Consider the following 20,216-nt stretch of genomic DNA (forward strand, 5'->3'; position numbering starts at 1 on the left):
GGTCAGGGAGACACACCATGAGCCAAGAACAACTGGTTATGCAGGATGCAGAGTGCGATGAGGAGCTGGAGGTTGAAGAAGCTGAAGTGACAGAGATGGCGACGGCCGATACCGAGGAGTCTATCTCCGAGGAGTTGCTGGCGCCTGATCTGCACAAGGTGATGGATGCAACCCAGCTCTATCTGGGAGAGATAGGATTCTCTCCCTTGCTCACCGCGGAAGAAGAGGTTTATTACGCCCGTCGCGCCCTGCGCGGCGACAAAGCGGCCCGCAAGCGCATGATTGAGTCCAATCTGCGCCTCGTGGTCAAAATTGCCAGACGCTACAACAATCGTGGCCTGGTACTGCTGGATTTGATTGAAGAGGGGAACCTCGGCCTCATCCGCGCCGTGGAAAAGTTTGACCCAGAACGGGGTTTTCGCTTCTCGACTTATGCCACCTGGTGGATCCGCCAGACCATAGAACGGGCCATCATGAATCAGACCCGTACCATTCGCCTGCCCATTCACGTGGTCAAGGAACTCAACGTTTACCTGCGTACCGCTCGTGAATTGTCCCATCGTCTCGACCATGAACCCACGGCCGAAGATATCGCCTTTGCGCTGGACCGCTCGGTCGCCGACGTCAATCGCATGCTCAAGCTCAACGAGAAGATCACCTCGGTCGACACCCCGATAGGCGGCGATCGTGACAAGGCTCTGCTCGATGTGCTGTCCGATGAGCGTGGCATGGGCCCCGAGCTGGAGTCCCAGGAAGACGACATGCGCAGCAGCATAGTCCACTGGCTGGAGGAGCTGAATCCCAAGCAGCGCGAGGTGTTGGCACGTCGTTTCGGCCTGCTCGGTTACGAGCCAGCCACCCTTGAAGATGTTGGGGCCGAGATAGGTCTGACCCGAGAACGTGTTCGCCAGATCCAGGTCGAGGGATTGCGTCGTCTGAGAGAGATCATGGTGGGGCAGGGGCTGTCTATTGAAGCTCTGTTTCGCAGTAACTGATGCCTGCATTGGATGCCGATGAGGATCCAGCAACCTATCTTCAGATGGGTTATATATTCAAAAGGGGCCCTTGGGGCCCCTTCTTTATATGCAGCAAAAGCTGCCGGTTCAAATCGGTTGCAGCGTATCCAGTGGCCAGCGCGGCACAGCCTTGACTTCCAGTGGCTCAAACACGCCTGCCTTGAGACGCTGCATGCCAGCATAGGCAATCATGGCACCATTATCGGTGCAGTATTCGGGACGGGGGTAGAACACCTCACCATTGAGACTTGCCATCAGCTCGGCCAACTGGGCGCGCAGATGGCGGTTGGCACTGACACCGCCAGCCACGACCAAGCGATTAAGTCCCGTCTCTTTCAGGGCACGACGACACTTGATGGCCAGGGTGTCGACCACCGCATCTTCGAAGGCGCGGGCGATATCGGCGCGAGTCTGCTCATCATCCCCTTGCGAGGCGATGGTATTGGCTGCGAAGGTTTTGAGGCCGGAGAAACTCATGTCGAGCCCAGGTCTGTCGGTCATGGGGCGCGGGAATTTGAAGCGCCCGGTGATGCCTTTCTCAGCAAGCCTGGAGAGCAGGGGGCCGCCTGGGTAATCGAGGCCCATCAGCTTGGCCGTCTTGTCGAAGGCTTCGCCGGCGGCATCATCAATGGACTCCCCGAGCAGCTGGTAGCGGCCAATTCCATCGACTCGCACCAGCATGGAGTGACCACCGGAGACCAGCAGCGCCACAAAGGGGAACTCGGGCGCCCTCTCTTCCAGCATGGGGGCCAGCAGATGGCCTTCCATATGATGCACGGCGATGGCGGGTTTGCCCCAGGCCATGGCCAGGGAGCGGCCAATGGTAGCACCGACCAGAATGGCACCGACCAGCCCAGGACCTGCGGTGTAGGCGATGCCGTCTATGTCATCCTTGCCAAGGCCAGCTTCCAGCAACGCGGCCTGGATCAACGGGATCGTCTTGCGGACATGATCCCGGCTGGCAAGCTCTGGAACGACGCCACCGTAGTCCGCATGCAGCTTGACCTGGCTGTATAACTGATGGGAAAGGATCCCTTTTTGATCATCGAAGATCGCGATCCCGGTTTCGTCACAGGATGTCTCTATGCCCAATACACGCATTGCTAAAAAATTTCACTGCTAAAATGAGACGGCTATGGTAACCTTCGCGGGTTTTTTAAACCAGAGCGATCTCTGCGGGTTTACTTTTATTCCCTGTCCAGAGTATAATTTCGCACCATTTTAAGACATGCTGATCGACTGATGATCAGCTAACAATTTATCACTGAGGTGAAAGGCACATGCCAGTAATCAAAGTCCGTGAAAATGAGCCGTTTGACGTTGCTCTGCGTCGCTTCAAGCGTTCTTGCGAAAAGGCCGGTATCCTGTCTGAAGTTCGTAGCCGTGAGTTCTACGAGAAGCCGACTACTATCCGTAAGCGCGCCAAAGCGTCTGCCGTTAAGCGTCACGCCAAGAAGCTGTCTCGCGAAAACGCTCGTCGTATCCGCCTGTACTAATTAGAGTTTCTGCCATGTCTCTGAAAGATCAGCTCAAGGATCAACAAAAACTCGCCATGCTTGCCAGAGATAAGGCTCGCTTGGGGACGATTCGTTTGCTGATGGCCGAGATAAAACAGCGTGAAATTGATTCCCGTGTTGAGCTAAATGATGAGGATATCCTCGCTGTCGTGACCAAGATGGTCAAGCAGCGCCGTGATTCCATCAGCCAATATGAGGCCGCTGGTCGCCAGGATCTCGCCGATGTTGAAGCTGCCGAGATCCAGGTGCTGCAGGAGTTCCTGCCGCAACAGCTGACCGCTGCCGAAATTGAAGCCCTGATAGAGCAAGCCATCGCCCAGAGCGGTGCTGCTGTCATGGCCGATATGGGTAAAGTCATGGCTGTCTTGAAGCCAAAAATTCAGGGACGCGCCGATGTCGGTGCCGTCAGCGCGTTGGTGAAAACCCGCCTGGCGTAATAGGCAGAGCCCTTGTTGGTCGAAAGAAGCCGTGCTTCCTTGGGAATGCGCGGCTTTTTTTATTTTTCTCTCATGAAACAGGATGGTTATGGCAGGCCGGATCCCGCAATCTTTCATCGATGATCTGCTCGCTCGTACCGATATTGTCGAGCTTATCGACTCCCGGGTACGACTGAAAAAGGCCGGCAAGAATTATCAGGCTTGCTGCCCCTTCCATAACGAAAAGAGCCCCTCTTTCACCGTCAGTCAGGAGAAGCAGTTCTATCACTGTTTCGGCTGTGGCGCCCATGGCAATGCCGTCGGCTTTGTCATGGAGTATGACGGCCTCGAATTCCCCGATGCCATCGACGAGCTTGCCAGCATGCAAGGCATGCAGGTACCCCGCGAACAGAGCGGCAGTGGTGCAGCCGGATCCCAACCTGCAGTCAGCAAGGATCTGTTCGAACTGATGAACCAGATTGCCCGCTTCTATGAGAGCAACCTCAAGAGTGCCACCCACGCGGTGGAGTACCTCAAAGGACGAGGGCTCAATGGCGAGGTGGTCAAGCGTTTCAACATTGGTTATGCCCCGGGAGATTGGGATCAGGTCAGGCGGCGTTTTGGCGCCAGCCGGGATCATGAACAACTGCTGATCACTGGTGGTATGCTGATCCCCCGCGACAGTGGCCCCGGTAGCTACGATCGCTTCCGCGATCGCATCATGTTTCCTATCAGGGATAAGCGAGGCCGGGTCATCGGTTTTGGTGGCCGGGTGTTGGGAGATGGTACGCCCAAGTACCTCAATTCGCCGGAAACCCCCATTTTCCATAAGGGCCGCGAGCTGTTTGGTCTCTATGAGGTCAAGCAGGCCCATAAAGAAGTGCGCCGCATCCTGGTGGTGGAAGGCTATATGGATGTGGTGGCCCTGGGCCAGTTCGACATCGACTATGCGGTGGCTGCGCTAGGGACCGCCACTACTAGCGACCACATTCATACCCTGTTTCGCACCACGGCCGAAGTGGTTTGCTGCTACGACGGTGACAAGGCCGGACGTGAAGCCGCTTGGCGGGCGCTGGATAACGCCCTCTCTCATCTTCAGGATGGCCGTGAGCTAAAGTTTGTGTTCCTGCCTGATGGCGAGGATCCCGATTCTCTGGTACGCCAGATAGGGAAAGCAGGCTTTGAGCTGTTGCTTGACCAGGCGCAGCCTTTTGCAGACTTCATGTTTGAGCGCCTTGCCCGGGATGCGGCACTCTCCGGCGAAGCGGGCAAGTTCGAGGTGGCCAACAAGGCCGCCGAGTTGATCCGTCGAGTCCCGGAAGGCTTCACCCGCGAGGGACTCATAACCCGACTCTCCAGCATGATGCGCTGGGGGGAAAACCAGCAGCGGATCACCGAACTATTCTCTCGCCATACCCCATCCAAGGTGGAGCAGGCTAAGCCGCAACGAGGCAAGCTGACCCCTCTGCGCCGTGCACTGGCGCTGATGGTGCAATACCCAGGCATCACCGCCGAACTACCGGCCATGCCGGAGCTGGCGGGGCTCAGGTTGCAAGGTATAGGCTTTTTGCTCAAGCTGCATCAGCAGATCCTGGCGCAACCTGGCATCACGACAGGCATATTGCTCGAGCACTGGCGTGGTACGAAAGAGGGGGAGATCCTTGCCCAGCTCGCCATGCATGACCTGTTCGAGATCCAGCTTGAACGTGAGCCTGATATCCTGGGAGAGTTGCAAGACACCTTTGTCGGTTTCATCAACCAGTTCTTGAAGCAGCGGATCGAAGAGCTACAGGCTAAGGTGGCCCAGCAGGGACTTACTGCCGAGGAGACTCAAGAGCTGATGATGTTGATCAGAGAGGTACAAAGTGAGAAAAGAAATGATATCGGGGCTTGATATTTGAGTGGTTAGTCCCAATATAAAGATTGTTGCCCGAATCGACGGGATTAAATGCAAAAACGTATAACCGCCTGGCCCCGACAAACAAAGCGGGCAGGGGTTTCTCAGACCGACGCCGCAACCAGACATAGCATGTCTGGCGGTTTTCTATTAGAATTGGCTATTTGCGCACCAGCGCATTGCTCGCGCAACCTAGCAACACCAACCGGATGAGTTCTATGGAGCAAACCCCGCAGTCTCAGCTTAAACTCCTCGTTGCCAAAGGTAAAGAACAGGGCTACCTGACTTATGCCGAGGTGAACGATCACCTCCCGCAAGAGATCGTTGACTCTGATCAGATCGAAGACATCATTCAGATGATCAACGATATGGGTATCCAGGTAGTGGAAAACGCACCGGATGCCGATGACCTTATCATGGCCGAAGGCGGTACCGCCGACGAAGACGCTGCCGAAGCAGCGGCCCAAGCACTGGCCTCTGTTGAATCTGAAATTGGTCGTACAACCGACCCCGTCCGCATGTACATGCGGGAAATGGGTACTGTCGAACTGCTGACCCGTGAAGGCGAAATCGACATCGCCAAGCGGATCGAAGACGGTATCAACCAGGTACAGAGCTCAGTCGCCGAGTACCCGGAAGCCATCACCTATCTGCTTGAACAGTACGACAAATTTGAAGCCGAGCAGCTGCGTCTGTCCGACATCATCTCGGGTTTCATCGACCCTAACGAAGCCGATGATGTGGCGCCAACCGCGACCCATATTGGCTCCGAACTCAGCGAAGACGATCTTGCTGACGAAGATGAAGAGGAAGATGAGGAAGATGACGATGATGGCGACAGCTCGGATGATGAGGCCGACACTGGTCCTGATCCGGAAGTCGCTCGCGAGAAGTTTGGTGAGCTGCGTGCCCAGTACGAAGTCACCCGTCTCTCTATCCAGAACAATGGCCGTGCCCATGACGATACCCAGGCTGCCATAGCGCAGCTGGCTGACGTATTCCGTCAGTTCCGCCTGATGCCCAAGCAGTTCGATCGCCTGGTCAACAACATGCGCGAGATGATGGAGCGGGTTCGGATCCAGGAGCGGATCATTCTGAAGCTCTGCGTTGAGCAGGCCAAGATGCCGAAGAAAACCTTCGTCGCTGCCTTTACCAACAATGAGTGCGACACCGCCTGGTTCGAATACCAGAAGCAAGCTGGTAAGGCCTGGTCGCCTCGCTTGGTCGAGATGGATGAAGACGTGCTGCGTGCCATCGGCAAGCTGCAACAGATTGAAGTGGAGACGGGGCTGTCCATCGCCCAGATCAAAGACATCAACCGTCGCATGAGCATCGGCGAGGCCAAAGCCCGTCGTGCCAAGAAAGAGATGGTTGAGGCCAACTTGCGTCTGGTTATCTCTATCGCCAAGAAGTACACCAACCGTGGCTTGCAGTTCCTGGATCTGATCCAGGAGGGCAACATCGGTCTGATGAAGGCGGTAGACAAGTTTGAATACCGTCGTGGCTACAAGTTCTCGACCTATGCCACCTGGTGGATCCGTCAGGCCATTACCCGCTCCATCGCGGATCAGGCCCGTACCATCCGTATTCCGGTGCACATGATCGAGACCATCAACAAGCTCAACCGCATCTCCCGTCAGATGCTGCAGGAGATGGGCCGCGAGCCCAATCCGGAAGAGCTGGCCATGCGCATGGGGATGCCGGAAGACAAGATCCGCAAGGTGCTCAAGATCGCCAAGGAGCCCATCTCCATGGAGACGCCCATTGGTGATGATGAAGATTCCCACCTGGGGGATTTCATTGAGGATACCACCCTGGCACTGCCGGCCGATGCGGCTACCAGCGAGAGCCTGCGCAACGCGACCCGCGAAGTGCTGGCCGGTCTGACCGCCCGTGAAGCCAAGGTACTGCGGATGCGTTTTGGTATCGATATGAACACGGATCACACTCTGGAAGAGGTCGGCAAACAGTTCGACGTCACCCGTGAGCGTATTCGCCAGATCGAAGCCAAGGCCCTGCGCAAACTGCGTCACCCGAGCCGCTCGGAAGTGCTGCGCAGCTTCCTCGACGAGTAGTCACCAGCTTGCCCACAAAGCCCCGCCATGCGGGGCTTTGTTTTATTTATGCCAAAGGGATCACGAACTTGCGGCCAGGTTGGATAAAATGTCGCCAAGTGATTGATCTGGCTATGGACTAGGGCTTTTTCATCCCCTATAATCCACGCCGCAAAGCAACATCCATGGCCCCTTAGCTCAGTTGGTTAGAGCATACGACTCATAATCGTCAGGTCCCCAGTTCAAGTCTGGGAGGGGCCACCAAATTCAGACAAAGCCGCTCAGGATGAGCGGCTTTGTCGTTTTCAGCTGTCACCAACGTCTGTCCAGATCCTCGGCATAGAGTGCCATGGCGCCCTTGTATGGGGTGAGTGCCGGGTCCGAAGTGCTTTGTGCAAGCAAACCGAGCAGCGCCTCACAGGCCTCTTTATGACGACTTTGGTTGTAATAGACCATGGCGCGAAAGGCTTTGAACTCACTCGCCTGCGGAAACCGTGCCAAGCCTTGCTCCAGGGCGGTGAGAGCCGCCTCATGCTGGCCCAGGCTGCGATATGAGCTACCCAGTCCCAGCAAGGCGCCACGCAGGGCATCACCGCCCAATCCCAGCGCTATCGCCTTGCAATAAAGAGGGATGGCGTCCTGTTCACGACCAAGTTGATCATGCAGGCCCGCCACTTCGTAATGCAACTCGGCATCTTGCGGCTTCAGTCCCAGCTGCAGCAAACCATGCTGGCGAGCTTCCTCGATACGGCCTTCCGCCTTGAGTGCCATCAATTGTCTCATCTGCTTTCCTTCGCCGAATGTTATGAATAGGCAAAACAGTATGCCCGGCTCCTGTGACGAGCTGAAGCCGTCGAGTGGCAATTTGCCATATGGGGTCGAGATAGAAGGCAGGGGGTAGAGAAGAGGCCCGGTATGATGAATGCATAGACCCGGCCATGGGGGCCGGGTCTATGTTCGATGCTGTTGCATCGAGGGGAGGTGCGTTTAGAGCGGCGCTATCAGTGCAACGACTGCTGGTCTTGCGGGACAGGCGAGGCCACGCTAACCCCTCTTCCTGGCAGCATGCGACCGAGCAGATTGCTGCGTTGGCGCCATGAGGTTAACAGCAGGGCAGTCAGATGCAGACCAATCAGCCCCTGCAATGCCCAGGTACACCAGATGTGCCACTCATCCGCTCCCCAGCCGAACCCCAGCTCAGTGTTCTGAAACCAGCCGGTGAAACCGGTGGCGAGTACAGTGAACCATAGGGCCCAAACGGCCAGCTTGCCGGTACCGTGATGGCCCGGGGTTGCAGGCAATCTCTCGCCTATCTCTCTGGCTTGCCGGTGAAAATCTTCACCGCGAGGGATCAGGGCGCACAAGCGGGCATAACCCTTGGCCAGAGTCAGCCCCCAGAGCAGCCGTAATCCGATGGCCGTCATGGCGAGATAACCCAGCCACTCATGCCACTCTTCTCCCGCTTCATTGAGCCAGAGGTTGCTGATACAGGCAGCTGCCAGACTCCAATGAGTCAGGCGAACCAGGGTGTCCCAGCGAAAATGGTCAGCCTTTCTGCTTGGCATATTTGTGATACTCCTTCTTCAGGTCATTGACCTTGGCCAGGTGCTCACGGGCCTTGGCCTCATCGCCTGCCTTGAGCGCTGCCAGACTGGCATCCAGCTCGCCCTGAACCTCGTTGAGCCCCTCAAGGAACTTCTCCTGCTTGGCAGTCGGCATAGTGCGCGTCTTGGCGTCATCGATTTCACTGCGCATCTGGGTGATGTATTTTTCCATGGCAGCGGGATCGCTCGCCTTGGTTGCCTGTTTGTAATTGAAGCCCATCTTCTTCATCGGCTGCTCCAGATCTCCGGCCAGGGCGGGCAGGGCGATCAGACCGAACATCAGTGGCAGCAGGCGAACAGTTTTCAACATGGGATTTCCTCATTAAACGACATGCAGTTGGTTGCAAATGAACCCTTATTTGAGTTCTTACCTTGCATGATGCCATGAGGGACCGTGAACTGTTTGTGAATAGTTGGTTTTTTTGTGACAAAAGGTGGCAGGGCATTAACCTTGTCCCAACCCGTGGCAGTTCACGTTCATCGTCAGGCCCCCGCTCGGGAAAGGGAAATGTGAGGGAAGAGATTCGAGAGCCATTCAGCCAGGGTTTACGTTTCCCGGCGCGATCCGCGCTATAGATAGAGGGTACTTTTACCCTAAGAGCGAGTCATCCATGAAAATTACCCATTCCCTCAGCGCCATTGCCCTTTCGCTGTCTCTGGTTTTTGCAGGCACCGTCATGGCCCAGGCTCCCGACCCCGTAAATCATGGCTCCATCGAAGAGATGATCGTCAAGACGTTGGAGCTGACGCCTGATCAGGTCAGCAAGATCAAGACCATTCGAGCCGAAAGTGATCAGCAGATTGCGGGTATAGACAAGAGCAAGCTCAGCAATCAGGCGCTGCAGGATGCCATCAAGCATGGCAAGTGGGACGATATGGCCATTCGCGGTGAGCTGGCCGAAGTGGGCAAGGTGCAGCAGGAGGTGCGCTACTACCGCACCAAGAAGATCTACGAGATCAGTAAAGTGCTGACCCCGGAGCAGAAGGTCAAGTTGACCGAGATGCTGGACTCAGCGCCGCACTGATCTTCTGCGCGGTTTGCCTGATGCAAGAGCCTCGGCTGCCATGGGCAGCCGAGGCTCTTCGTTATGGCGAGTCCAATCTCTGGCCCACGCCCTGGCGGGCGGCTGTCTTTCTTCACAGCCCTTATCCTGCCGATGGCGTGATCCGTGTTGGCCTGCCTGAGCCGAGGGCGAGCTGGCATTCAAGCACCTTGAGCGACATGCAACAAAAAGGGCCCCAATGGGCCCTTTTTTAGTTCGTCACGCTCAGGAACTACTTCCCTTGCTCGCGCTCAATGGCGCGCCAGCCGATATCCCGGCGGCAGAAGACCCCTTGCCACTTGACCTGATCGGCCAGCTGGTAGGCGCGAGCCTGAGCCTCGGCCACCGTCTCACCCAGCGCGGTGGCGCAGAGAACCCGGCCCCCGCTGGTGACTACGGTATCACCCGCAAAACGGGTACCGCCATGGAACAGTTTCTCGCCGGCGACCTCCTCGCTCGGCAGACCGCTGATGGGCAGATTCTGGGCATAGTGGCCGGGATAACCACCGGCGGCCAGCACCACACCGATGGCGGCGCGGCTATCATAGCGGGCCTCTTTGCCCTCCAGCTCCCCTTTGCAGGCGGCCAGGCAGAGTTCAACCAAATCTGACTGCATGCGCAGCATGATGGGTTGGGTCTCGGGGTCGCCGAAGCGGCAGTTGAACTCGATAACCTTGGGGTTGCCCTGTTCGTCTATCATCAGGCCGGCATAGAGGAAACCGGAGTAGCGGTTGCCTTCGGCGGCCATGCCGCGCACGGTCGGCATGATCACCAGATCCATGGCGCGCTGATGGACCAGATCGGTCACCACGGGGGCGGGGGAGTAGGCCCCCATGCCGCCGGTGTTGGGGCCGGTATCCTTGTCGCCGACCCGTTTGTGATCCTGACTGGTGGCCATGGGCAGCACCTGCTCGCCGTCGACCATGACGATGAAGCTGGCCTCCTCGCCGGTGAGGAACTCCTCGATCACCACCCGGGCACCCGCGTCACCGAAGGCATTGCCAGAGAGCATGTCTCGCACCGCGTCTTCGGCTTCCTGCAGCGTCATGGCCACTATCACCCCTTTACCGGCAGCCAGGCCATCAGCCTTGATGACGATAGGGGCACCCTGCGCGCGCAGATAAGCCAAGGCGGGTTCCACCTCGGTGAAGTTCTGGTAGGCGGCGGTCGGGATCTGGTGACGAGCCAGGAAGTCCTTGGTGAAGGCCTTGGAGCCTTCAAGCTGGGCGGCGGCGGCCGTCGGGCCGAAGATAGCCTGACCCTCGGCACGGAATGCATCAACCACGCCCTTCACCAGCGGAGCCTCCGGACCCACTATGGTCAGCCCTATCTGCTGCTCTTTGGCAAAGGCCAGCAAGGCGGGGATATCGGTGGCCTCGATGGCGACGTTCTCGATACCGGACTCAAGCTGGGTGCCGGCATTGCCCGGCGCCACGAACACCTGAGTGACCCGCGGGGACTGTTTGGCCTTCCAGGCCAGGGCGTGTTCACGACCGCCGTTACCAATTACCAATACTTTCATCGTCTGGGCTCTCGCATAGGAATAACGATTACGGATCTCAAGAGGGCTGCCTGGGCAGCCCTCAATGAATGATCAGTGGCGGAAGTGGCGCATGCCGGTGAACACCATGCACATGCCGTGTTCGTCGGCGGCGGCTATCACCTCGTTGTCGCGCATGGATCCGCCCGGTTGAATGACGCAGGCGATACCGGCGGCAGCGGCGGCATCGATGCCATCGCGGAACGGGAAGAAGGCATCGGAAGCCATGACGGAACCCGCTACGACCAGTCCTTCATCCTCGGCCTTGATACCGGCAATCTTGGCGGAGTAGACCCGGCTCATCTGGCCGGCGCCGACGCCAATGGTCTGACCGGCCTTGGCATAGACGATGGCGTTGGATTTGACGAACTTGGCCACCTTCCAGCAGAACAGCAGGTCTTTGAGCTCAGCCTCGGTCGGCTGACGCTTGCTGACGACGGTCAGGTCACCCAGGGTCACCATGCCATGGTCGCGCTCTTGCACCAGCAAGCCGCCGTTGACGCGCTTGAGATCGAACCCTTGCGCCTGGGCGGCCCACTGTCCGCATTCGAGCAGGCGCACATTCTGCTTGGCAGCCACAATCTCGCGGGCGGCACTGCTGACGCTCGGCGCGATGATCACCTCCACAAACTGGCGCGCAACAATGGCGGCGGCGGTGGCACCATCCAGTTCGCGGTTGAAGGCAATGATGCCACCAAAGGCGGAGGTGGGGTCGGTCTGATAGGCGCGATCGTAGGCGCTGAGTAGGTCGTCACCAATGGCGACGCCGCAGGGGTTGGCATGCTTGACGATGACGCAGGCAGGCTCAGGGAACTCCTTCACGCACTCCAGGGCCGCATCGGTATCGGCGATGTTGTTGTAGGAGAGTGCCTTGCCTTGCAGCTGAATGGCGCTGGCCACCGAACCGGGAGCGGCTTGCTCTTCGGCGTAGAAGGCGGCAGCCTGATGACTGTTCTCGCCGTAGCGCATGTCCTGCTTCTTGATGAACTGGCTGTTGAAGGTGCGCGGGAACTGGGACTCGGTGTCGCCTTCCTTGTTGTCGCCATAGCTTGGCACCATGGTACCGAAGTAGTTGGCAATCATGCCATCGTAGGCGGCGGTGTGCTCGAAGGCGGCAATGGCGAGATCGAAGCGGGTCGTCAGGGTCAGGCTGTTGCCGTTGCCATCCATCTCGGCGATCACGCGACCATAGTCGGCGGCTTTGACGACAATGGTGACATCTTTGTGGTTCTTGGCGGCGGAACGCACCATGGTCGGGCCACCGATGTCGATGTTCTCGACGGCGTCGGCGAGGGTACAACCGGGTTTGGCGACGGTGGCGGCGAAAGGATAGAGGTTGACGACAACCATATCGATGGGAGAGATGCCATGCTGGGCCATGATGGCTTCATCCTGGCCGCGACGGCCGAGTACGCCGCCATGTACCTTGGGATGCAGGGTCTTGACGCGACCATCCATCATCTCGGGGAAGCCGGTATAGTCGGACACTTCAGTCACCGGCAGGCCTGCCTCGGCCAGCAGCTTGGCGGTACCGCCCGTCGAGAGCAGAGCCACGCCACGCTCGTTGAGTGCCTTGGCAAATTCCAGTATGCCGGTCTTGTCAGAAACACTCAGCAGTGCGCGGCGAATGGGCCTGGCTTGTTCCATCACTCTATCGTCCTCAGGGTGCGGGGACTTCCATGGCAGGCAGGCGATAAGCGCAAGATGACACAGAGAGTCCCCAAATAAATGGATGTGGGGGTATTTCGCAAATCACTCTTCGGGGCCATCTTGGCCAAGAGTGTTTTAGGAAATGCCCGCTTGGTGCGATGCTCTCTTGTGGGCGCGTATTCTACACAAAAAATGTGAGCCATGGTGGATTTTTTATTTCAGCAACCCCTTATGTGGTAAGGGGCTAAACGTTTTCCGGTGCTGAGGTGGTAAACGTTTGCTTTTTGAGTGGTTTAGGCCAGGGGCGGACGTCTGGCATGGCTCTGGCGTGGCTTTTCGGGCCTTGGCTGGCAATTACGGGACAAAGGCGGGATAGTAGCGATATTTGGTGTCAAATGACCTTGGTTTGATGATCCCGAGTCGAGGCCGCTGGCCGAGGATGCTTGGGTTGAAGGAGGATAAATGTACCGGATTGGAGAGCTGGCCAAGGCCTGCAAGGTCAAGGCGGATACCCTGAGGTTTTACGAGAAGAGCGGTCTGATCACCCCCAGCATCCGCAATGAGTCCGGTTATCGGCTCTATGGCGAACAGGATAGGCGACGGCTGGAGTTTATCATCCGAGCCAAGTCGGTCGGCTTCTCCCTGGCGGAGATAGGTGAGCTGCTCGACCTGGATACCCACAAGGCCGAGGTGACCTGCCAGGAGGTCAAGGCGGTGGCCGATGCCAAGCTCGCCCAAGTGGAGGAGAAAATCGCCGAGCTGATGCGTTTTCGCCGCAACCTCCGCGAGCTCTCCGAGATCTGCTGTGGCGAGCCCCGTTCCGCCGAGCATTGCGCCATCCTGGAGGTGCTCGAGTCCGGCGCGCCGGGTCAGCATGAGCATCATGCCCACGACTGACGGCAAATGACCAGGGGCTGGTGCCATGCACTATTTGATGACAAAATTGCCGAGTTTTTGAGCGAGCGCCCCTTGTCCCCACCCCGCAATCCGGGGACGAGGCCCAGGTGCAAGGCACTGATCCCCAAGGGGTAATGAAAGGAGCCAACGATGGCCAATGACAGAGTGAAGGTGCTCAAGGCAGACGCGGAGCAACCAGGTGGCGGGCACTATGCCCATCAGCGTGGCGAGATTAAAGATAATCATCTGCAGGCGCTGCTCGGGGATCCGCTGTTTCGGGCCCGGGTCGAGCAGAGCAAGAAGGGCAAAGGCAGTTATCAGCGCAAAGCCAAAAATGGCAAGCGGTGGGAGCCCGGCCAACAGCAGATGATGAGCGTCTGTTGCTGAGCGGGTTTCTACCGAACAATGAGATAAGCAAAGGGCGCCGAGGCGCCCTTGTCTTTGGTGCTGATCAGATGGCATCAGCCCATCCCGGTGGCTACTCGTCCATAAAGAGTTCGAGCAACACATTGAGGTAGCGGTGGCCCAGCGCCGTCAGCTGCCAGTGATCCCCAAGATCGTCGATCAGCTCCTTGCTGTGGGCGATGTCGAGCATGGTCTCTACCCGCTCGAGGGCCAGGCCGGTGTAGGCCTCGAACTCCCACTTGGGCACGGGCTCGAACAGGCGGAAGCGGTTCATGAAGTACTCGAGTGGCAGATCGGCCGCCTCGACCTGCCATTGACTGTCGAGATAGTCCCGCGCCGGGTCCAGATACCCCTTGGGATGTTTGACCTTGGCGCTGCGCAACACTCTTTGTCCCGCAAGATCCGTCACCTTGCCGTGGGCGCCGCAGCCGATGCCCAGATAGTCGCCAAAGCGCCAGTAGTTGAGGTTGTGGTGGCACTGATAGCCTTCTTTGGCATAGGCCGAGATCTCGTACTGACGATAGCCCTGGGCGACCAGCAGGGCATGGCCCCGCTCATAGATGTCCCAGAGAATATCGTCATCGGGCAAGGTGGGCGGCTTGGAAGCAAAGGCCGTGTTCGGCTCTATGGTGAGCTGATACCAGGAGAGGTGCGGCGGCGCGCAGTCGATGGCCTGCTGCACGTCATAGAGGGCGTCGTCCAGGCTCTGATCCGGCAGGCCGTGCATCAAGTCCAGATTGAAGGTGGGCAGCGCGATGGCATGAGCCAGGGCGGCGGCACTGCGGGCCTCCTGTGGGCCATGGATGCGGCCGAGCCGGGTCAGCTTTTCCTGCTGGAAGCTCTGCACGCCGATGGAGATACGGTTGATGCCCGCCTGCTTGAAACCCGCGAACTTGTCCGCCTCGACGGTGCCCGGGTTGGCTTCCATGGTGATCTCGCAGTTTTCCATCAGCACAATTCGTGCTCTGACCCCGTCCAGCAAGGCTTGCATCGCCTCGACCGAGAGCAGACTGGGGGTGCCCCCGCCGATGAAGATGGAGTGCAGCGCCCGGCCCTGGGCCCACTTCAGATCCCTGTCCAGATCCTCAAGCAGGGCTGCCACATACTCCATATGGGGCAGCTCTCCCTTCTGGGCGTGGGAGTTGAAGTCGCAGTAGGGGCACTTCTGGACGCACCAGGGCACATGAATATAGAGAGAGAGGGGCGGCAGTTGCAGCATGGGATTATCCAAGGATCCAGTGAGAGGCCTGAGCCCCAGTGTAAGACAGTGTCGGGGATGAGGGGGCATTGGCAGTGCGAATGAAGAGCGCCGGGCAATGAAACGGGGGCCTGGGCCCCCGTACTGACCATGACAAACCTGACATCAATGGGCCGCGAGGGCTGCCTTGAGCTTGGCGAGCGCCTGACCGCGATGGCTGAGCTGGTTCTTGAGCTCGCTTGGCATCTGGGCGGCGGTGCAATCTTGCTCCGGCACGAAGAAGACCGGGTCATAGCCAAAGCCGTGCTCACCACGGGGAGCATCTATGATGAGGCCCTCCCAGCTTGCCTGGCAGATGATGGGGGTAGGGTCATCTGCATGGCGCATATAGACCAGCACGCACCAGAAGCGAGCACTCTTGAGGTAGTCGGGGGCACCGTTGAGTTCGACCAACAGTTTGTCCAGATTGGCTCTGTCGCTGGCCCCTTCTCCTGCGAAACGGGCCGAGTAGACGCCGGGGCGTCCATGCAGCAGGTCAACCTCCAGGCCGGAGTCATCGGCCACGGCCGGCAGGCCGGTGAGGCGCGCTGCATGGCGGGCCTTGATGATGGCATTCTCGACAAAGGTGGTGCCTGTCTCATCGGCGTCTGGCACGGCAAACTCGCTCTGGGGGACCACCTGGATCTTCATGTCGGCCAACATGGCGGCCAATTCCTTGACCTTCTTCTGGTTTCCTGTTGCCAGGACAAGCTTGTTCATCGTGCATCTCCGCAAAAATAACCTGCGCATTCTACGGGCAGGGCCCCGTCAGTCAAAGCAGCAATTGCCGAGTTTGTGGCGCTGAGAGGCAAAGAGGAAGCCAGATGGGAAGAGGGGGGGCAGAGTGCGCACCGCCTCAAGGCCAGATGGCCCCATCATGTAGCCAGCGCTGCGCCCAGCAAACTGGACGAGATTGTGGCTCCCGGTCGATGAGGCTGGTCTAGAGGGGGAGGGTATCTGGCTCGAGCAGGGTGAGTTCCCCCTCATAGACGGCACCGGTATCTATCCAACAGAGGTTGCCGTGGCGCAGCCAGCTGCCGCGCAAGGGGGTATGCCCCATCACCACCAGATCGATATTGGCGATGGAGTGGGCCGGTTGGGCGGGCGCTTGTTGCAATCCTTGCAGCCGATCGCGATCCCACAGCAGGTCCTGCCTGTGCCGGGCAAGAAAGGCCGGCGTCAGCGCCGCCCAATCCTGAGTGACGGGATCGGCGTGGACCAGACCAATACGCCGCCCCAAGGCCGTGGTGAGGGTCAGCGCCAGGGGCAGGTGGGCCAGCTGCGGCAGACGCCCTCTTATCTCGGCTTGGGCCGCGGGGCTCAAGTCATCAAACCAGTCGCCACCATTGCGGCGCCAGCGAGTCCGTGCTGGCGAGTCCTGGTAGGCCCTATCGTCATAGGGCAGACCTTCAGGGGCGAGCGCGTCGAGCATCATGGCTTCGTGGTTGCCGAGTACGGCATGAAACCAGGGGCGGTCGAGCAGGGCCAGGCAGCCTGGACTATCTGGCCCCCGGTCGATGAGATCTCCCACCGAGCAGAGCCTGTCTCCTGCACTGGGGTCGAAGGCGAGTCGGGCGAGCGCCTCCTGCAAGGGCTGCAGGCAGCCATGGAGATCGCCGACGATCAAGGTGCGACCCGGAATAGTGATGTGGGGGGGCATAGGCCTGCAGCAGGTTAAGGGGGCTTGGGCTACTATCGGTCAGTCGGGAAGGGCGGGCAAGGGGGGAATGGTTTTTCCTGTTTGGAATAACCAAAGTGAGTAAATACCATTTCTGTTCATTTCACTGAGCCAGTAGACTGCCGCCCCACTCTCGTCAGCTTTGGCCGGTTCGGCCTGTATTGAGGTAAGTCATGCCCCTGATCCTGTTACTCGTGCTCCTGGTGTTGTTCAGCCCCCTGGCCATCGACATCTATCTGCCTGCTATCCCGCAGATGGCCGAGCAGTTGGGGGCCGAGGTGACCCTGATGCAAGGCACCATCACCTGGTTCCTGTTCAGCATGGGGTTGGGCCAACTGCTGGTGGGCCCGCTGGCCGATCGTTATGGGCGCAAGCCAATCGCTCTGAGCGGTGTCTTGCTCTATGGCCTGAGTGCCCTGGCCGCCGGTTTTGCCGCCAGCCTGGGAGAGCTGATGCTGGCCCGGGTGCTGCAAGGCTTTGGTGCCTGCGCCACGTCGGTGGCCGCCTTCTCCGTGGTTCGTGACAGTTATGGCCCCAAGAAGAGCGGTCAGATGATCTCCTACCTCAATGGTGCCATCTGCTTCATTCCGGCACTGGCCCCCCTGCTCGGCGGCTGGCTGACGGCCAAGGCTGGTTGGTCCGCCAACTTCTGGTTCATGGCCGGTTATGCGGCCCTGGTGGGTAGCTGGTTGATGTGGCGCATGCCCGAAACCCGCCCCGATGAGACCCGCAGTGAGGGCACCCTGATCAGCTGGGCTCGCTACAGTCCGGTACTGCGCTCTCCCAGCTTCTTGTTCAATGCCAGCCTCTGCATGTTGGCGATGGCAGTGATCCTGGCCTACGTCACGGCGGCGCCTGTGCAGTTGATGGTCAAGCTGGGACTGGATATGGATGGCTTCAGCCACTGGTTTGCTGCCAATGCGGTGCTCAATATCGCCACTTGTTTCCTGGCGCCCCGCTTCATCGTCAAGGTCGGGGCCAGACGCACGCTGCGGTTGGGGCTGCTGGTGATCTGTCTGTCGGCACTGATGCTGACCCTGGTGCAAGATATCCCGCATCCGCTGGCCATGATGGGGCCTGTCTTCCTCTCCAGCATCGGCTTTGCCATGGTGTTGGGGGCCGCCGCAGGTATGGCATTGGCACCCTTTGGTCACTGTGCCGGTACGGCTGCCGCGCTGCTCGGGCTCTTCCAGATGAGTGGGGCCGGTGCCTTGGTTGGCATCACTGGGGCGCTGGTTGCGGATCCACTCAACCAGCTGGCGTTGCACATGTGGTTATTGTTGCCGCCTCTGGTGATGCTGCTGACCCGGCGTGGCCGCCGCCTCTGCGCCAGCGCTTGAGGGTGATGACAGCGATGTGCAAGACGGGGGCTCAGGCCCCCGTTTTTATTTCTCGCTCTCAAGACGCTGCCTCCCTGTCAAAAGTTGTCTGATTGCCAGATGCTGGACTATGGGGTCGACAGTGGTGATATAGGGGAGCCTGTTGCCTTGGAAGTGGATTAACTGTTCATAAAATCGTTTTTTGTTGAAATTTTGTATCAAAAAAATAGGGTTATTTAGGTTTTTTCATCCAGTGGGTGAGAAAATATCATTGTGATACTCGTTTTCATTAACTGGGGTTAGGGTTATATTTTGCGCGCCTCTTGGCTCCCTTATTCATCTTTGAACAAAGGGGTACAGCTGGCCTGTGATGGCAACGATGCCATCTCTCCAAATTTTTGAGGGTATGCACATGAACAAAGTACTGGTAGCCGGTATCCTGGGTCTGATGTTGACCGCCTGTGGTCAGAAAGAAGAAGCGGCACCGGCTGCGACTCCTGCCGCTGACGCTGCTGCCAAAGTAGAACAAGCCGCCAGCGAAGCTAGCGCCACTGTTGAACAGGCTGCTGACAAGGCTGCCGACAAAGCCGCCGCCGCCGGCGAAGCCACCAAGCAAGCTGCTGCCGATGCAGGCGCAGCCGTAGAGAAGGCCGCTACCGCTGCTGCCGACAAGGTTGAAGCCGCTGTGAGCGATGCCAAAGCCAACTAAGTTGGCTTTGATTGACAAAAACGGGCCCGGGGCATATCCCCGGGCCCGTTTTTATTGGTGGCGCCCAATGGCTTGGGTCAGCGCGGCGCCCAGGTTGGATTGAGCAGGGAGGTCAGCACGTGATCCTCCCATTGGTCGTTGATCATCAGGTAGTCGCGGGCATATCCTTCTCGCTCGAAGCCGAGCCGTGCCAGCAGGGCTGCGCTACGCAGATTGGCGGGCATGTGACTGGCCATGATGCGATGCAGCCCCAGCTCGGCGAACAGATAATCTATCCCCCCTTGTACCACTTCCTGCATCAGTCCCTGCCCCTGATAGGCCTCATCTATCGAGTAGCCAAGGTGGCAGGCCTGAAACATGCCTTGCACTATGTTGGTGAAGTTGCAGGTGGCGATTACCCGCGCACCGCTGGCATCGAGGGCCACCAGGTTGACCGCCTGGCCTGCGAAAAACTGGCCGTAGCTCTCTCGCAGCCGGGTAAACCAGCAACCCAGGGTATAGAAGTCAGGATCGCGTCTGGGTTCCCAGGGCGCCAGATGCAGGCGATTTCGTTGATGGTAATCGAGCATCAGATCTGCCCGTTCCGGCGGTAATATGGTGAGCTGGGTGCGCGCCGTCTTGATATGAGGTAGCGCCATCAGGCATCCCTCTGCTGGAGCCACTCTTCCCGCAGCAGGCCGTAGAGGGCGTGATCCACGACCCTGTCTCCCAGCCGCTCGGCCCGGCGCAGCACCCCTTCCTGGCGCATGCCGAGTCGCTCGCACACCGCCCGACTGGGCTCATTGTCGAGGGCGGCACTGATCTCCGCCTTCTCCATGCCCATTTCCTCGAAAGCGTGATGAATGAGGGCCTGGCAGGCGCGACCTATGATGCCGTTGCCCTGCCAGCGCTCCGCCAGCCAGTAACCCAGGGTGACCTTGCCCAGATTCTGATCTATCCGGTTGTAACCTATGACTCCGACCAGCTCCCCCTGATACTCGATGGCCGTGGTGAGAGAGTCGCCACGGGCGAAGCCTTCGATGGCGTGACGAATGAAGGTGGCTGTGTCGTCACGGCGCTGGACGAACGGCACCCAGGGCAACCATTGGGAGAGGTACTCCCGGTTCTGCTGGCAGAGAGCATAGAGCTCGGTTGCCATGTCGGGTTGCAAGAAAGTCAGTGCCAGTTCGTCATCCAGTTGCCAGGTGAACATAGGGTCTTGCCTCGGTGTGTCTATGTCGTGCTTTGATGTGCC

At 58.7% G+C, this 20,216-nt stretch carries 21 protein-coding genes and 1 tRNA gene; 11 read left to right on the forward strand and 11 right to left on the reverse strand.

Annotation, left to right across the window (positions count from 1 at the left end):
• Positions 1 to 17 precede the first annotated feature (17 nt).
• A complete protein-coding gene (gene rpoS / locus ACSMDR_RS13550) occupies positions 18 to 995 on the forward strand; it encodes an RNA polymerase sigma factor RpoS (protein WP_005900106.1) in 978 nt (325 codons plus the stop codon).
• Positions 996 to 1,103: 108 nt separating this feature from the next.
• Here rpoS and tsaD read toward each other — a convergent pair whose 3' ends face one another.
• Positions 1,104 to 2,117 carry a tRNA (adenosine(37)-N6)-threonylcarbamoyltransferase complex transferase subunit TsaD gene (gene tsaD, locus ACSMDR_RS13555; RefSeq protein WP_436468594.1) on the reverse strand — a complete coding sequence of 338 codons (1,014 nt, stop codon included), beginning with the start codon at positions 2,115 to 2,117 and terminating at the stop codon, positions 1,104 to 1,106.
• 179 nt (positions 2,118 to 2,296) lie between these two features.
• On the opposite strand from tsaD, the gene rpsU reads away from it, so the two are divergent.
• The 5 genes from rpsU to ACSMDR_RS13580 all read left to right on the forward strand — a co-directional run bounded on the left by rpsU (position 2,297) and on the right by ACSMDR_RS13580 (position 7,164).
• The gene (rpsU, locus tag ACSMDR_RS13560) at positions 2,297 to 2,512 is read left to right on the forward strand and encodes a 30S ribosomal protein S21 (RefSeq protein WP_005309452.1); all 216 of its coding nucleotides are present in this window, start codon (positions 2,297 to 2,299) and stop codon (positions 2,510 to 2,512) included.
• 14 nt (positions 2,513 to 2,526) lie between these two features.
• The gene (locus ACSMDR_RS13565; protein ID WP_005900109.1) at positions 2,527 to 2,970 is read left to right on the forward strand and encodes a GatB/YqeY domain-containing protein; all 444 of its coding nucleotides are present in this window, start codon (positions 2,527 to 2,529) and stop codon (positions 2,968 to 2,970) included.
• 88 nt (positions 2,971 to 3,058) lie between these two features.
• Positions 3,059 to 4,843, forward strand: coding sequence for a DNA primase (dnaG, locus tag ACSMDR_RS13570; RefSeq protein ID WP_005900110.1), 1,785 nt, complete (start codon positions 3,059 to 3,061; stop codon positions 4,841 to 4,843).
• A 182-nt stretch (positions 4,844 to 5,025) separates the two neighbouring features.
• A complete protein-coding gene (gene rpoD / locus ACSMDR_RS13575; RefSeq protein WP_269077630.1) occupies positions 5,026 to 6,921 on the forward strand; it encodes an RNA polymerase sigma factor RpoD in 1,896 nt (631 codons plus the stop codon).
• A gap of 166 nt (positions 6,922 to 7,087) precedes the next feature.
• Positions 7,088 to 7,164 (forward strand) — tRNA-Ile (locus ACSMDR_RS13580).
• Between the two features lie 48 nt (positions 7,165 to 7,212).
• Here ACSMDR_RS13580 and ACSMDR_RS13585 read toward each other — a convergent pair.
• The 3 genes from ACSMDR_RS13585 to ACSMDR_RS13595 all read right to left on the reverse strand — a co-directional run bounded on the left by ACSMDR_RS13585 (position 7,213) and on the right by ACSMDR_RS13595 (position 8,814).
• Positions 7,213 to 7,683: a tetratricopeptide repeat protein gene (locus tag ACSMDR_RS13585; RefSeq protein ID WP_040319099.1), complete on the reverse strand. Its 471-nt coding sequence runs from the start codon at positions 7,681 to 7,683 to the stop codon at positions 7,213 to 7,215.
• Positions 7,684 to 7,901: 218 nt separating this feature from the next.
• Entirely contained in the window at positions 7,902 to 8,465 is a 564-nt protein-coding gene (locus ACSMDR_RS13590; protein WP_436468595.1) for a cytochrome b/b6 domain-containing protein, read from the reverse strand.
• Positions 8,446 to 8,814 carry a cytochrome b562 gene (locus ACSMDR_RS13595; protein WP_436468596.1) on the reverse strand — a complete coding sequence of 123 codons (369 nt, stop codon included), beginning with the start codon at positions 8,812 to 8,814 and terminating at the stop codon, positions 8,446 to 8,448. Before ACSMDR_RS13595 ends, ACSMDR_RS13590 begins: the two co-directional genes overlap by 20 nt.
• A 301-nt stretch (positions 8,815 to 9,115) precedes the next feature.
• Between ACSMDR_RS13595 and ACSMDR_RS13600 the strand changes: the two genes are divergently transcribed.
• A complete protein-coding gene (locus tag ACSMDR_RS13600) occupies positions 9,116 to 9,529 on the forward strand; it encodes a Spy/CpxP family protein refolding chaperone (protein ID WP_436468597.1) in 414 nt (137 codons plus the stop codon).
• A gap of 250 nt (positions 9,530 to 9,779) precedes the next feature.
• Here ACSMDR_RS13600 and purD read toward each other — a convergent pair whose 3' ends face one another.
• Positions 9,780 to 11,069 carry a phosphoribosylamine--glycine ligase gene (gene purD / locus ACSMDR_RS13605; protein WP_436468598.1) on the reverse strand — a complete coding sequence of 430 codons (1,290 nt, stop codon included), beginning with the start codon at positions 11,067 to 11,069 and terminating at the stop codon, positions 9,780 to 9,782.
• A 72-nt stretch (positions 11,070 to 11,141) separates the two neighbouring features.
• Complete coding sequence (gene purH / locus ACSMDR_RS13610; protein WP_436469322.1) at positions 11,142 to 12,734, reverse strand: bifunctional phosphoribosylaminoimidazolecarboxamide formyltransferase/IMP cyclohydrolase; 1,593 nt, start codon at positions 12,732 to 12,734, stop codon at positions 11,142 to 11,144.
• Positions 12,735 to 13,199: 465 nt separating this feature from the next.
• Between purH and zntR the strand changes: the two genes are divergently transcribed.
• Together zntR and ACSMDR_RS13620 are read left to right on the forward strand one after the other, a co-directional pair.
• Positions 13,200 to 13,634, forward strand: a complete 435-nt coding sequence (gene zntR, locus ACSMDR_RS13615; RefSeq protein ID WP_005900119.1) for a Zn(2+)-responsive transcriptional regulator — start codon at positions 13,200 to 13,202, stop codon at positions 13,632 to 13,634.
• 150 nt (positions 13,635 to 13,784) lie between these two features.
• Positions 13,785 to 14,021 (forward strand): alternative ribosome-rescue factor A, encoded by a 237-nt coding sequence (locus ACSMDR_RS13620; protein ID WP_005900120.1) that lies wholly within the window; start codon positions 13,785 to 13,787, stop codon positions 14,019 to 14,021.
• Positions 14,022 to 14,112: 91 nt separating this feature from the next.
• Here the strand turns inward: ACSMDR_RS13620 and hemW are convergent, their stop codons facing one another.
• The 3 genes from hemW to ACSMDR_RS13635 form a co-directional block, all read right to left on the reverse strand.
• Positions 14,113 to 15,258 (reverse strand): radical SAM family heme chaperone HemW, encoded by a 1,146-nt coding sequence (hemW, locus tag ACSMDR_RS13625; protein WP_436468599.1) that lies wholly within the window; start codon positions 15,256 to 15,258, stop codon positions 14,113 to 14,115.
• Between the two features lie 144 nt (positions 15,259 to 15,402).
• Entirely contained in the window at positions 15,403 to 15,996 is a 594-nt protein-coding gene (gene rdgB / locus ACSMDR_RS13630; protein WP_005900122.1) for an RdgB/HAM1 family non-canonical purine NTP pyrophosphatase, read from the reverse strand.
• 220 nt (positions 15,997 to 16,216) lie between these two features.
• Positions 16,217 to 16,936, reverse strand: coding sequence for a metallophosphoesterase (locus tag ACSMDR_RS13635; protein ID WP_436468600.1), 720 nt, complete (start codon positions 16,934 to 16,936; stop codon positions 16,217 to 16,219).
• A gap of 191 nt (positions 16,937 to 17,127) precedes the next feature.
• On the opposite strand from ACSMDR_RS13635, the gene ACSMDR_RS13640 reads away from it, so the two are divergent.
• Together ACSMDR_RS13640 and ACSMDR_RS13645 are read left to right on the forward strand one after the other, a co-directional pair.
• A complete protein-coding gene (locus ACSMDR_RS13640; RefSeq protein WP_436468601.1) occupies positions 17,128 to 18,294 on the forward strand; it encodes a multidrug effflux MFS transporter in 1,167 nt (388 codons plus the stop codon).
• Between the two features lie 391 nt (positions 18,295 to 18,685).
• The gene (locus ACSMDR_RS13645; protein WP_005910532.1) at positions 18,686 to 18,982 is read left to right on the forward strand and encodes a hypothetical protein; all 297 of its coding nucleotides are present in this window, start codon (positions 18,686 to 18,688) and stop codon (positions 18,980 to 18,982) included.
• A 77-nt stretch (positions 18,983 to 19,059) separates the two neighbouring features.
• On the opposite strand, the gene ACSMDR_RS13650 is transcribed toward ACSMDR_RS13645, so the two are convergent.
• Both ACSMDR_RS13650 and ACSMDR_RS13655 read right to left on the reverse strand, forming a co-directional pair.
• A complete protein-coding gene (locus ACSMDR_RS13650; RefSeq protein WP_436468602.1) occupies positions 19,060 to 19,620 on the reverse strand; it encodes a GNAT family N-acetyltransferase in 561 nt (186 codons plus the stop codon).
• Entirely contained in the window at positions 19,620 to 20,174 is a 555-nt protein-coding gene (locus ACSMDR_RS13655; protein ID WP_005910528.1) for a GNAT family N-acetyltransferase, read from the reverse strand. The genes ACSMDR_RS13650 and ACSMDR_RS13655 overlap by 1 nt, the downstream gene beginning before the upstream one ends.
• Between the last annotated feature and the right edge of the window lie 42 nt (positions 20,175 to 20,216).

The organism is Aeromonas molluscorum, from assembly GCF_051376105.1.
GTDB lineage: Bacteria > Pseudomonadota > Gammaproteobacteria > Enterobacterales > Aeromonadaceae > Aeromonas > Aeromonas molluscorum.